Source organism: Desulfobacter latus, from assembly GCF_013389365.1.
GTDB classification, from domain to species: domain Bacteria; phylum Desulfobacterota; class Desulfobacteria; order Desulfobacterales; family Desulfobacteraceae; genus Desulfobacter; species Desulfobacter latus.
The window spans coordinates 1-14,327 of record NZ_JACADJ010000017.1 but is presented as its reverse complement, the minus strand read 5'-3'; the positions used below and the strand labels follow the sequence as shown (position 1 = coordinate 14,327).

At 43.3% G+C, this 14,327-nt stretch carries 7 protein-coding genes; 6 read left to right on the top strand and 1 reads right to left on the bottom strand.

Translation table 11 applies throughout. The features are described from left to right. Positions 1 to 198 precede the first annotated feature (198 nt). Positions 199 to 1,491 carry an RNA-guided endonuclease IscB gene (iscB, locus tag HXW94_RS07060; RefSeq protein ID WP_178366195.1) on the top strand — a complete coding sequence of 431 codons (1,293 nt, stop codon included), beginning with the start codon at positions 199 to 201 and terminating at the stop codon, positions 1,489 to 1,491. Positions 1,492 to 1,719: 228 nt separating this feature from the next. Here iscB and HXW94_RS07055 read toward each other — a convergent pair whose 3' ends face one another. Next, positions 1,720 to 2,640, bottom strand: a complete 921-nt coding sequence (locus HXW94_RS07055) for a phosphorothioated DNA-binding restriction endonuclease (RefSeq protein WP_178366194.1) — start codon at positions 2,638 to 2,640, stop codon at positions 1,720 to 1,722. A 167-nt stretch (positions 2,641 to 2,807) separates the two neighbouring features. Between HXW94_RS07055 and HXW94_RS07050 the strand changes: the two genes are divergently transcribed. The 5 genes from HXW94_RS07050 to HXW94_RS07030 all read left to right on the top strand — a co-directional run bounded on the left by HXW94_RS07050 (position 2,808) and on the right by HXW94_RS07030 (position 14,167). After that, positions 2,808 to 2,978: a hypothetical protein gene (locus HXW94_RS07050; protein WP_178366193.1), complete on the top strand. Its 171-nt coding sequence runs from the start codon at positions 2,808 to 2,810 to the stop codon at positions 2,976 to 2,978. 77 nt (positions 2,979 to 3,055) lie between these two features. Further along, the gene (locus HXW94_RS07045; RefSeq protein WP_178366192.1) at positions 3,056 to 7,231 is read left to right on the top strand and encodes an ATP-binding protein; all 4,176 of its coding nucleotides are present in this window, start codon (positions 3,056 to 3,058) and stop codon (positions 7,229 to 7,231) included. Beyond that, positions 7,224 to 8,069, top strand: a complete 846-nt coding sequence (locus HXW94_RS07040; protein WP_178366191.1) for a DUF4007 family protein — start codon at positions 7,224 to 7,226, stop codon at positions 8,067 to 8,069. Before HXW94_RS07045 ends, HXW94_RS07040 begins: the two co-directional genes overlap by 8 nt. 66 nt (positions 8,070 to 8,135) lie before the next feature. Beyond that, on the top strand, positions 8,136 to 12,434 hold the full coding sequence (locus HXW94_RS07035) for a rhoptry family protein (RefSeq protein WP_178366190.1): 4,299 nt from the start codon (positions 8,136 to 8,138) through the stop codon (positions 12,432 to 12,434). 2 nt (positions 12,435 to 12,436) lie between these two features. Further along, the gene (locus HXW94_RS07030; RefSeq protein ID WP_178366189.1) at positions 12,437 to 14,167 is read left to right on the top strand and encodes a DNA phosphorothioation-associated putative methyltransferase; all 1,731 of its coding nucleotides are present in this window, start codon (positions 12,437 to 12,439) and stop codon (positions 14,165 to 14,167) included. Positions 14,168 to 14,327: the final 160 nt, after the last annotated feature.

The window sequence follows — 14,327 nt, the reverse complement described above, 5'->3', positions numbered from 1 at the left end:
AGGCCCCAAAGTTGACCAGTCTAAGTGCTTCGAGCACTACGTTAGATCGGAAATAGGTACCCTGGGGTGTTCGCCAGCTCCAGGTTCTACGGCAAGTGGTTAAACAGGTTTAAGGGGTTAAGCCGGTGCTGCTTGCGCCAAACCCGATCATAACATTGACGAGGCAAACATTACCTTGGAAACAAGAGGATTTTTAAATTGAGTGTATTTGTTCTGGATACAAACAAAAAGCCGCAGAATCCGGTACATCCGGCAAAAGCAAGACTGCTTTTGACAGAAGGGAAAGCCGCAGTTTTCAGACAGTTCCCCTTCACAATCATTTTGAAAGAGACCGTTTTGGACGTGGCATCAAACCCGTTGCGGATCAAGATTGATCCGGGCAGTAGAGACACCGGAATTGCCGTGATTAACGACGATACCGGAGAGATTGTTTTTGCCATGGAACTGAGACATCGAGGCCAGCAGATCAAAAATAATCTGGAATCAAGACGAGCCATCAGAAGATCCCGGAGAAACCGGAAAACGCGATACCGGAAGCCGCGCTTTGATAACCGGACCAGGGCGGAAGGATGGTTGCCGCCTTCATTAAAAAGCCGGATTCACAATATCGAAACCTGGGTCAACCGGTTGTGCCGGTTTTGCAATATTCAGGCAATTTCAATGGAATTGGTTCGGTTTGACATGCAGAAAATACAGAATCCCGAAATATCAGGTGTCGCGTATCAGCAGGGGGAACTCATGGGCTATGAGGTACGGGAATACCTTCTGGAGAAGTGGGACAGAACGTGTGCCTACTGCGGAAAAACAGATATCCCATTGGAGATTGAACATATCGTGCCGAGATCGAAAGGCGGTTCAAACAGAGTCAGCAATCTGACACTGGCCTGTACGGCGTGCAACAGGAAGAAGGGGAACAAACCACTCGAACAGTTCCTTTCAAGGAAACCGCGACTGTTGAAACGAATTCAAAAACAGTCCAAAATGCCGCTCAAGGATGCGGGCGCCGTTAATGCGACCCGATGGGACTTGTTCCGTACCTTGAAAAAAACCGGACTGCCGGTTGAAATCGGCTCCGGCGGTCTGACAAAATTCAACCGGACGACTAGGGGACTTCACAAAACGCATTGGCTCGATGCCGCCTGTGTAGGCAAAAGCACACCTGAAAAGATGTTTCAGATCGACAAAACCGTGTTGATTGTAAAGGCAGACGGTCATGGTTCAAGGCAGATGTGCAGGGTAAACAAGTTCGGATTCCCCCGGACAACAGCAAAGTCAACTGAGAAAAAAGTCAAAGGATTTCAGACGGGCGAGATCGTCAAGGCGGTTGTCACTTCCGGCAAAAAGGTTGGAACGTACATCGGGCGCGTCGCTGTCAGAAAAAGCGGTTCGTTTAACATTAAAACAGTGGACAAAACAGTACAGGGCATTAGCTGGAAATATTGCAGGCTGCTTCATGCATCTGACGGTTATTCCTACAATACGACGTGCTGAGGTTTCGTGCCTGGGCTACTAAATTATTATAAGGAGGGCGGCATTCCTCCCCTGACCTAAAGACTCAGGGGTTTCCTTGCCGCATTTTATGAAAAGCACCATCAGGAAGGCCGGAAACTTCCGAAGCAGAAAAGCACTTTTTACATTTCAGCCGCGCATGTTCAGCAAGGTAAAAACTATCTGCAAGTAGAGATGGAGCTGCTGCTTAAAAGGCCGGATTTTTTTTCGCTAAGATATTTCAATCCCGTTGGTGTAAGCATCATAATGTCTTTCATATCCTTGAAAAACTTCTCGCACATGCCATGACAAAAACTTGGGCTCTGGAAAAAATGACGGCCTTTGAGGTTGTGCAATACTTTTTCCATGGAATGCCATAAGCCACTCGTTAAATCCCTTTGTACCATAGGCCCTATCTGAAACCATGATCTTCATATCCTTCGATAAAGTAAAAGCACCTCTGTCGAACAATTTATGATGAAGAGCGCATAATGCAACTCCATTTTCTTCGCGGTCAGGCCCTCCAGCTTGATGCCATTTGATATGCGCTGCCTCAAGTGCAACCAGAGCGTTACCAACCCGAACATTAAATCCACAGACCGCGCATTGATTTTCATAAGCATTTAGAATTCTATCTCTGAAATTCGGATCACGCCGTTTTTTCATGCCGGTATCAGTCTCAAAGTCAAGACCAATCGCCTGCAAAATATCTTCATGAATTGATGATGGGAAATTTTTTTCCAGAATGGATGAGGCAATGGAGGGAATTTCATTTTGGTTTGACATCAAAAAATTATAGATTTCTTGTGAAAAACCGCCATGGACGTCAAACGAGATCAGATCTTTTTTTTTGGCATCCCCTTTGCCCACTTGACTTGCAAAAGCGTTTGTATTGGTTAACTCCCAAAGCCCGTCATGTTGCAATCTCCAGAAAGGATATTCCGGACGATAACTTTTCCGGGTAGGGCCAAACTCAATTAAAAGTTGCTTCAATTTGTCGTTAATTTCAGCAAAACTTGTAAATCGTCCGTTGCCTTGAACGCAATATGAGATGGCAAGAAGAATCAGCAGCGGTTTGTGAGGGGCTCTTTGCCCCCCTTTTTTCCACATGGTAACATTATCAAAAAGGGTTTTGGCGGTGTTGATGTCCATTAAAATAGGCTCTACCCTTCAAAGATAGTATTGAAATAAAATTTTGCATTGAGTAATGAGTAATTCCAAATTTATTTGGCCATGATACTATCCATTTTTCTAAAAGCAATAATTTTATAGAAAAAATACGAGAAGAGGGATGGGTTGACGAAAAAGATCAACTCACCTTGTCTCGAAATAAACAGCTCGATGGCAGCGGAAAATATTCTGCCATGGTGATTCTTCTTGTGGGCGTCGAAATGGCAACCGACAAATCCGGCCTTCAGGATTTTTACCGGGTGGTCCCCCATACCCTTTGGAACGCTCAATTACGGTCATCCTTTGCCCCCCTGGATTGAAAATGCATTCAATGAATTTCAAATCTACGCTGAGCAGGAAATTTACCGGAATTCTCATCTGACGAGGATTTTTGGGGATGCCTTGCCGATTATATCGAAACAACACCCAAGGTTCCCGAAAACGTCTGCTGAAAACCGATTTTGTCTTTATCAAGGACAAAATTCTTGGACTCAAACCTAAAGCAAAGGATTCCAAAAAAACATCCAAGCCCAAACAAATCAATGGAACACCTATTGAAGTCATTTTGACAGGGTTGTGGTACGCATTGGATGAGTTCAAAAAAGAGTGTGATAGCGTTATTTTCGAGGCTTCACCCGAGTTCCCGGAAGAGCTCACCGTTGAAAAGGAATTTCAATGGCTGCTTCCGGAAATCCATTCCTATAGAAATTTGATTCGACTGTATGAGCAACTTCATAAAGAGACTCAAAATGACCATTTCCTGCCGTTTTGCCATATCCCTCATTATGAAGAAATTTTCAGCGTATCCGATCCGGAAGAGGCCAATCGAGTTTTCAAACTCGGGGTAAATAACCTTCAGGTCAAAAATCTTCTGGATGCTCCGGACATTGATCCAAATCATTCCGGGTATTCATGTCTGAAAGACCTTTCCTATGCATTTGGCAATTTTATTCAAAGCTGCCTGGAAAAGGGTTTTTTTCATGCACTCTCCAATGATTGGCTCAATGTGAGCAAAGAATATGAAAATACCGCAAAAAATATGATGGGACATGGTACCGGACAGGGCAGTAAAAGCCCTTTGCTTCCACTGTTTTACAAAGCATTTTTCATTTTGCAAAAACCGGCGCATGGGCATCCTTTTGGATTCTGGAACAATTATATCGACTCCGCGCTTATTACCGGTATTCATCCGGCGTTGATTGAAATGCTTCGTCATCGGGATGTTTTTCTGCTGCAAAGCTTTTCTGCCAAAGCGGAACAATATCTTATGGATCGCAACAAGCAGAAAATCCCCATTAAGACATGGGAGAATATCTGTGCGCTCACGACGATTCAATACCCTCTTTTCGGCCTGATCAGTGGGCAAGACAGGGTATTGAACACCCAGACGCAATCCATGGGAGTGATGCTGCATAAATTTGGTGCCCCTGAAAAACGCGGGGGAATTCTCTCGGCCAAAATGCTGCTTAAATATGAGGCCCCGGAAGATCAAGCCCTTTCCAACAAAGCGCTTTTCAGAAGTAGCCGTGAATCCAGTCTGATTACTCGAATTCTGGAGGAGTACGTTAAGATTCATCCCCATGCCGAAGATGGTATTTCAATTGCCGTCATCAACATTCGTAATATTCAGGCCATTATTGCCGGAATTGACCAGTTTTTAGAAAAGAGATTGAGGCACCGGAACGATTCGGATGCCCCAGCATATTATTTGACGCTGATTTTGTTGACCAAGACAGGGGAAGATCATGTCATTGCCCATTGGCTGGAAGCGTGGCGTCAGCGGTGGAGCGGTGCAGAGAGTGACAACACCCATGGGTATTATAGCCAATGCAGACTCTCCATCTCTCAGCGGTTTGTTTCCGCAGAAAATGAAATCAGAGATTATAACAATATTGTATCAAGGGAAAATTATGAGGTTGATATCACCCTCTTACCCAATTTTATCGAATCGGGAAGCGGTGGAAATGAATTTCTGACCATGGCCCCCTATGAGGTTGATTATAACAACTTAAAATATCCGGTTGTCGAGATGCCCTGTGGGAACAGTGACGACCCTGGGGCACAAAATCGACGCGCTCGCATCATCAGCAATCGTCAGTTTAAGCTTGCGACGGTGCATTCGGAAATGAGTGCCGTACTTAAACAACAAATCGGTGAAAGCCATGTGGTAAGAACCACAGGGAATTTTGAGAAATGGGTCGATCTGATAGATAAGATTCACGGCAAGTCTTCATGGGTCGTCTGTATCGATCCGTTCATTGATGAGCGGTTGATCGCCCAATACAACCATACCGGCATGGCAAAACGGGAAATCATCGGATTTGCTTCCGGTCTGGGTGCCCATGGTGAGCTGAATTACACCGTATCAACGGAAAAAGCGTCGCTTCATACGATCAAAAAAGGCATTGCCAGACAGTTGAATCGTTTGGTCGGCCCCTGGGAACCTGATCACTTGGATATCGGTGCCCACACCATTGTCACCCATGCAAGAACGCTGGCCGGGATGTCTCTGGTAAGGGCCACTGCACCAAAAGATGAATATGTCCGAAACCTTATTGCATGTGCACTGGTTCGGTCCGCATTACCGTCACAGGCAGATCAGAGTGGTTTCCTGTGTGATGAGTTAATATCCTTAGATACCTATCGTCACTGGTTTGATGATGCAGATACCGGTTCTCTCCCGGATCTTCTCAGAATTGTTGCCTGCATAGAAGATGATGGCATCGTACATATTTCGGCGCATCTGATAGAGTGTAAATTCGCCAATCATGCCGATGCTCACCTTGAAAAAGCCCATGATCAACTTCAACTGGGGTTGCGTCATCTCATTCCGACATTTTTACCTTCTCGTTCATCCCATCAAGGCCGCCATGATCAACGCTACTGGTGGGGGCAGCTGCAACGCTTAATTGCCGGTAAAAGTAAAATCGCCCACCATGAGTACGAGCGGGTAATGGCTTCATTAGAAAAAGTACTTGGTGGATACTACACCATTGAGTGGCATGCATCGGCGCTGGTTTTCTGGAAAGATCAAATCGGGGATCAGTTTGTTATTGATGAACAGTGGCCGTTTGATTTCGATGATCAGAATATGGAGATGGAGGTCGTCTCTTGTGGAAAGGATTTGATTCATTCCCTGTGTTGTGATGGTGATAATACCGCTTTGATCCCCATCCCTCGGACATCGATCATCTATCGATATGGGGATGGCGAGGATGAAAAAAAGTCGGATGGGATTGATGAAAAAACTGAACAAGAATTGGACGGTTTCAGCCTTTTGGGCAACGACTCTGAGAACGCTTCAGATACCAGTGAATATGAAACCCCTCCCCCAGAAGATCCTATTGGTATTTTAGAGGACATTGAGGGTAAAGAGACTATCTCCCCACCCGATGAAAATAAGAACAAAATACCATCAAGAGTTTTCCTTGGTCATGCGATAAGTAACATGACCCAAACGGATAAAAAAATTTATTGGGAATTTGGCCATGAACAGTTAAATAACAGACACTTTTTGATTTTTGGTCAATCCGGTGCCGGAAAAACTTATGCAATTCAATCAATTCTTTATGAGCTTAGTTCATTAAATCAAAACTCAGTCATTCTTGATTATACGAATGGCTTTGATGCCAATCAGCTGGAAAACGAAATTGTAGAAACTGTCAAGCCCAAGCAATATTACGTTGCTGACACGCCATTGCCCATTAACCCTTTTAGAAAACAGTATAACTATATCAATGGTCGCCAATCACCTGAAAAGGTAAACAATACAGCGAGTCGAGTCATGAGTGTTTTCGGTTCAGTATATCCGTTGGGAGATCAGCAGAAAAGTGCGCTTTACAAAGCGGTTAAGGAAGGGTTGCAGCATTATGATAAAAATATGGATCTCGAAAAGTTGATCGACATACTGGAAGAGTATTCAACTGAAAAAGGTATTAAAAAAAATGCAGCAACGTCACTGCTGAGTCGAATCGAACCGTTTGTCGATCAAGAACCGTTTAAAGGGGATCTGCCCGACAGTTGGAAAGGCTTTTTTCAAGACATAACGCATCGGCTTCATATCATTCAAATGGCAGGATGTGCACCGGATATTTCACAGTTGATCACGGAATTTTCTTTGGTTGATTTTTACTGGTACTGCCGGAGCAATGGCAGCAAAGATCACCCAAGGGTCATGGTTTTAGATGAAATTCAAAATTTAAATCATAAACTGGAAAGCCCATTGGCCAAATTTTTAACAGAAGGACGAAAGTTCGGTATTTCAAATATTTTAGCTACTCAAACGATCAGGAATCTACAATCGGAAGAGCAGGATCGCCTTTTTCAGGCCGCGCATAAACTATTTTTTAAACCCGCCACTCCGGAAATTGACGAATATGCGAAGCTTCTTGAAAAAACAACCAGTGAAGCTGCTCTGAAGTGGAGAGAACGACTTTCAACATTACAAAAGGGGCAATGCTACTCAGTTGGTCCGGTTTGGAACAAAGGAGCGGACAAATTATATGAGAATAAAGCTTATCGAATTCAAATCACCTCTCTACCGGAACGCATAAAAGGAAACCATTATGACTGATTCGAGTCTGCGACTGCCACACAATTTTCATCAAACATTCATACCCGAAAAGCACTATCTCACGGCCATACTTAGATATGCCGCAGATGATCTTTCCGGATCGTTTACGGAAATGTCTGATGAAACCGGGATTCCCATGGGGAAATCCAGTGGAAAAATGCCTGCGATCTTTAATTATGCGTTAGGTATGGGGCTCATTGAAGATCAAAGTAAAGGCAGAGGCGCTGAGAAAAAACCGTGTCTTACACCATTTGGCAGAACAGTGCTTCTCGAAGATCCCAACTTCAGTGAAGAGCTGACCCAGTGGCTTGCCCACCTCAATCTATGCCGTCGATTTCATGGTGCAGATATCTGGTTTTTGACCTTTGGGCCGGGTCAGGATGCCATCGGGATGCAGTTTTCAAAAGATGAGTTAGACCAATATTTACGGCGTGCCACAGGAAAGCGACCGAAGAAAACCATGGCCGGACCAATGTTTGGAATGTACGATGATCCTGCTTCTTTTAAGACATCCCGTATTCTTTCTGTAGAAAATGAGATGATTAAACGGTTTCCCGCACCGCTGCTTGACGGGTTTTCGGACGGGTATTGCGCGCATTTTCTCTCTCTTTTTGAAAAGCACTTTTCCCGGGAACGTCAAGTCACGGTGACGGACTTTGAATCGGAAACATACTGGGGGCGTATTGGTGGTTGGAATGAATCGCAAATGGAATTTATTTGGGATTTACTCCAGAACAAAAAAGCGGTGGACGTTGATCGGCAGATGAATCCCTGGATCATAACGAGAAAGTCAGACGCAAGTGCGTATTGGCGGACAATATATGATGACCTTGTATAAGGCCCATGGCAGCTCACAATTCCTACCACAACATACAATAAAAGCCTGAATGAACGGAGAACGCATATGACACAGTTATCTGATGTTGTCAGTTTTAATGAAGATCTATTTTTTAATGGTGCTGTTAAAATCGGGTGGTTTGAAAGTGATATTGAAAAAAGCCGGCTGGCAGCGTCTCATTTTGTTTTCCACGGTCCGGAATATCATGGTGTCAGTGATGACGATAGCGTTGCCGATCGAAAATATGCTTTGACGGATACCGCTGGCTTTACCCGTCAAATCATTTCCGCCATTACCACAACAGATGACAAACAAAATCCTTTCGCGCTTGCCATTGCAGGCTATGGAACGGGTAAATCTCATTTGGGCTTGACCCTGTCCATGCTGACCTCCGCGCCACACAGCGAAATATCCGGGAATATTCTTGCCAATATCGAATCCGCCGATCCGGAGATCGGCAAGGCGATTCGAAGTGATCTTTCACAGATTTCCAATCCATTTTTAGTGGTGGCAATCAACGGAATGGATGATTTCGATCTCTCCGGAGAGATTACTCGGCAGATTCTACACCAACTCAAATCCGCAAATTGCGATACTGCCATCATCGAAGAGTTAAGCCCTCGATTTTCCATGGCATCCAATTTTGTCAAACGAAATTTTGAAATTCGACAAAATGAATTTATTGAAAGATTTGGCGAATCCGTTTCCGTCGACTCGATTTGTGATTTACTGGCATCAAGGAATGAAACCACCTACAGTAAGGTAAATGAGATTTTCGAGAACGCCAATGGGTATCCCATCCGAGCCATTGGGCAGGAATCATTGCAGCATCTCATTTCCACTGTAACCGAACACTATTGTGGGGACGCGGGGCCGTTCCAATCAATCCTGATTGTTTTTGATGAATTTGGACGATACCTTGAATTTGCAGCAGAAAAACCACATGTCGCCGGTGATTCAGCACTGCAACAGCTGTTTGAGGGCGTTCAGGAAAACAGCGATACGTGTTTTCTGGTGTGTTTTATCCAATACGAGTTAAAAGCCTATATTTCCAGGGTATCCCATGAAAAAAGAGATACCATCAAGCGATATATCGGTCGATATGATTCTGCAAAAAAATATCTGTTATCGACAAACCTTGAAACGCTTTTTGCGCACCTGATTCAAAAAGAGGATTCACATTTCCTCTCCACTTACCTCACTTCACCAGGCGCGGAAAACGACGCAAAATCTCTTTTTGGTCAGTTGAATAAATGGCTGCCCCATGCTGGATCCCATAGTGTCTGGAACAGCTACGATTTATTTGAAAAGGTCATCTATCAAGGCTGCTGGCCACTCCATCCTGTGGCGACCTGGTTTCTTTGTCGTCTGGCAGATACGGAAAATGAGTTACAGACACGATCCGCCATCAGTTTTTTCAACGATGCCTATCAACAGATGCACGGCATCACGCTTGGACAGAGCGAAACCCCATGGAACATTTCTGCGGCCCAATTGTGTTCCAATTGGGTGATCAATGAGATGCTCTCATCCGAGGAATCCGGAAATAAAAGCGCATTGGCCCATGCCTTTGTTAGCATTGAACAAAAATACAAGCATGATCTATCCGATCCGCAAAAAAATGTCCTGCTCTCGATACTGATTGCCACTAAAATAGGAATCAAAGTCGAGGATCAAAGCGAAGCCGATATTGCGCTCGGTCTGCTTTCCGGGGTCGCTCTCAATGGCGTGAGAAATGATATCGAAAAACTGACATCCGATTTTGGCGTCATTGAGTGGAATGACCGGTTCAAACGGTATGAACTGCTCAGTGATTCGGTGCCGAGAAGTGCGTTCACCGCGTTTTTACGCCGAAAAACCAATCAACTCTCTTCAGATCAGATCGAAGACCTCTTTGCCCTTCATATGAAAAAGTGGGGCGAGATCAATGATATGGATTCCGATTTCGGACCACAGAACAACATCAAGAGTGTTGAATGGCGGTTTCAGCTCACCTGCTCTCACATGGGGAACATTGAATCGGCTATTGATAATGCCGTAACCGCATGGAAAGAAGCGATTGAAACCGATTCATACCGGGGGCAGATGATCTATTGTTATGTATCTCCGGAACGACAGTTGGATGAGGCAGGTGAGGTTGTTTCCAGACTGCTTAAAAAGCGGCTTAAAACAGAAGGGAATAGTGGAAAAATACCGATTTTCATCGCTTTACTTCACGATACCGACGGTGCCTTGAAACAGGCGTTATCTGAATATTGGATATTGACAACGGCGTTAAGTGACGAAGAGAATGAGAAATTTTCACATTTCATTAAAAATCATACCGGGTATCTGTTTGATGAGTTCAAGCGGATTATCGATACATTACTTCGGAAAAAGGCATATGTCTATTCCCAAAAATTCAAAATAGAAAATACGCGCCTTAAAAAAATCACATTTGATCTGTTTGATCAATCCTATCCAAAAATCATTCCATTTCCATTTGATGGGTTTTCAACTGCAAGAGGCAATGCGGCAAAAGATTGCAGGGAAATTACGGCTGCATTGATTCAAGGGCAATTGAATCATGATTGGATCAGCACGAAACCGTCTCAGACAAGAAACCGTGTCAATGCATTGCTGGGCAAAAAACGTCAAGGATGGGGGGGCCTTGGAAATGATGGCCGGATCGCATTGCTACCGGATAATCAAACGGTGCGGTTTATCATTGCGGCAATTGAAAAAGAGGTGAAGTCAAAGGAGATTGTGAACATCGGCGCGATTTTCAACAGTCTGATCAAACCGCCATTCGGATGCAACATTGCCTCTGCCGGTCTTGTCATCGCCTTGTTTTTGGCTCCCAGGCAAGATAATACAGCCATTCTATTACATGATGAAAAAGTTACCGCTTCGGCTTGGCTAACCAAAGTCTTTAAAGGGAATTTTCTAAACACAAAGGTATTGGCTAAAAGCGAAATTCGCTTTATTTCGGAAACTGAAGCAAGCGAATGGCAGCGTTTTCTTGAGGATTGGGATCGGGAGACAACCCACATCGGTCGTGTCGATTTCATGACACGGGCAGAAGAGCTCAATCGGGAAATCCCCAGGCCGAGTCATCTTTATGATAGATGGGATCGCCTGAACTCACAATCAGAAAACTCATCTAAACTGATTAAAGAGTTCAACGATTTATTAGATTACCAGGAAGAAACAATTGCCAAAGCGTGTGAGAAAGAAAATGTACCATCTCTTTCCTGGGCTGCTCGAAAAATTAATAGCTTCTACAAAAACATGCAATCCGATGAATCGTCCTGGACAAGTGAAGAATTTGAAAAGGTAGAACAACTCCGTAGAACAGCAAGAACAGCGTTGGTTCATTTTTTTGACCCATGGCTTCCTCAGCAGAAAATATTCAAATCTCAACAGATTGGAGATTTCAGGCACAAAATGCTTGAGCAAATTGGAAAATCTCTAATTTCCCTTGAGTTGAAGGATCAATATCAAGCATTGAATGTCCATGTCAAAAAAATCATCTCCAATATTGAGGAATTACAAAAGGTTCAATACATTATTGAAGAATCCCAAGCCTTTGTTAAAAGTCACAGTATCAATCCCCAAAGTAAAGTTGCGGAGATGAACGATTGGGTTAAAAAATGTGATGAGTTGCTGAAAATCTTGAAGAAAAGTCAGAAAAAACATGAAGCGAGTGAAATCAGTGACGTTATTCAGCGGGTTTCGAATTTTCAAAAGCGCTGCCGACAACAGATAAGTGACCATAAAGATAGAGCTGCCGAGTTATATAATGCCGAATTCTCATCACTTGAAGATGTGAATCAAGTCGCAACTGAGCTTCAGAACATTCTTTATATTTTTGATGGGCAACAGTCTGATCTTGAAGACTTCGATATCATGCAACGTCAACTGGCCATATTTAAAAATGATATGATGTCATGGGCTGATGAGACGATCAGCAATGATGAATTGACGGAAAAAGTAGAACATCGCATTACGGAAACCGATGAGGAGCTCAATAAAATTGATGAGCCGGTATGGGATACGAATACCGCATATCGAGAAACCTTGAAGCGTATTTTGCAGAAAAGATTTGAGAGAGCCGAAGAGTGGATTGATGGGATTTACACAACTGAAGATAACATTGAAACCATGTCCGCAGACAAGGCCCAGAAGCTGCTGAACAAACTGCAATTTATCCCGGCATATTTCAATGCATCACAGACAGAGAAGATGGCAACATTCAAACAGATGCTGGAAGATCGGCTCGAAGCAATGCAGATTGAAGGTTTGATTGTCAAATTCCGACAGATGCCTGTGGAGATGCAGCGTCAATTTTTTGAATTCATCAAAAATGAGCTTTCTTTGAATTGAAAATGGATTTTACGGAATACAAGAATTATCTGAAACAACTGAAGGCCGGAAAGAGGCTGCCCGATGCGCTGTATATAGAGCTTCAATTTTTTAGGACAGCTGCGCCTTCAATACTTTTTGATTTTTATCAAAATATCCTTAAAACTACACAGCTTGATGCCCGTCACAACGTCATCAAGCTTTTTACATCACAGTTTAAGCTTTCCCTGCTTCAGTATAAAAGTTTCTGGGACACACTCCACCCGGAGCTTGAGATTTCCACACACATCGACCTCAGCACTGGAAAAGTGAGACAGTTTAATTACCGCAATTCATCCAATCCACCGATTTTACACCGGAAAGAAAATCTCATTGATCCTGAGCATCCCGAAATTGAGAAATATCTGGCACTGACCCAAGCCGAAGAGCAAGCAGGACTTTATGCCAATCCCCGAACCATAGGATTCAAAAAGAATTGGGAAACCTTGCTTCATTCAAAAGGATTATCTTACAAAAATCATGAACTCATCCGTGTTGTTGAAGAGAAATCTCAAACAAAATTTATCGATATCCATACCGATAACAATGGGCCTTTTTCTTTGCCGAAATCGTCTCCTATGATTCAGCGCCACAAAACGGCTATATCAAGAAGGAATTTCTCAAAACCGGTCCAGACGCTTTTAGAATATAATTTTTTGAACCCGAATGTAACCTTCTTTGATTACGGTTGCGGACAAGGGGACGATCTTCAAGCACTGAAAAAGATGGGGATGGATGTCCAAGGGTGGGATCCGGTGTTCAATCCTTCCAATGAAAAGAGACCATCCGATATTGTTAATTTAGGGTTTGTGATCAACGTTATTGAGGATCCCATAGAACGTGTGGATGTGTTGCATCAGGCTTTTGATTTAACCAAAAAAGTACTCGTCGTCTCGGTAATGCTCATAAGGGTCAATGGAGAGCCCGGAGGAAAGCCATACAAAGATGGTGTCATTACTCAGAAGGGAACATTTCAAAAATATTTTACTCAAAATGAGTTAGCGCAATACCTTGAGGATGTTCTGAATACGTCTGCCATAGCGGTTGGACCAGGAATTTTCTATGTTTTTAAAGAAATAGAAGCGTATCAAGATTTTCTCTCTCGCCGCAGTAGAAAAGAGATTGATTGGAATGAGCTGAGTCTAAAGCTTTATCCTGATAGTGAAGAACGAAGAAAAGCCAGGCGAGAAACCCTATATCAAGAGAATCAAGATTTATTTGAAGCGTTTTGGAAAACAATGTTGGATATCGGTCGTCTTCCAAAGCAATCTGAATTTTCTCAATATGACGAGATAAAGCGTATTGCCGGATCTTTTAAAGCGGCTAAAAGGCTTTTTATCGATAGATACGGTAAAGAGACGCTGGATCAGGCATTTGAAATCAGAAAAAATGACCTTCTGGTCTATCTGGCACTCTCCAACTTTCAGAAAAAAATCCCTTTTAAAAATCTGTCAATCCAACTGCAGACCGATATCAAGACATTCACCGGCGGTTACCGAAATGGGCTTGAAGAAAGTAAGCGACTACTTTTTGAAATGGGAAAGCCGGGACGCGTCGAAAAATTGTGCCATGAGACATCATTTGGCATTTTCGACCATAAAGCACTTTACTTTCATCGGAGCTTGATTTCCAGACTTCATCCTGTATTGAGAATTATGGTTGGGTGTGCTGAGATGCTATATAGTCGATTTAAAAGTATTAAAAAATATCAATAAGTAATTTATTAAAATCATAAGTAGTGTTTTATAAGTAAAAATCCTGACCCGAAGGGCCAGGATTTGGGTTAAGCCCAGAGGGCATGAACTACTGTCCTCACACAAATTTCGAGACCTGACCTTGGAACGATTGAACAGTAACGTTCAAAAGCGTCTATTT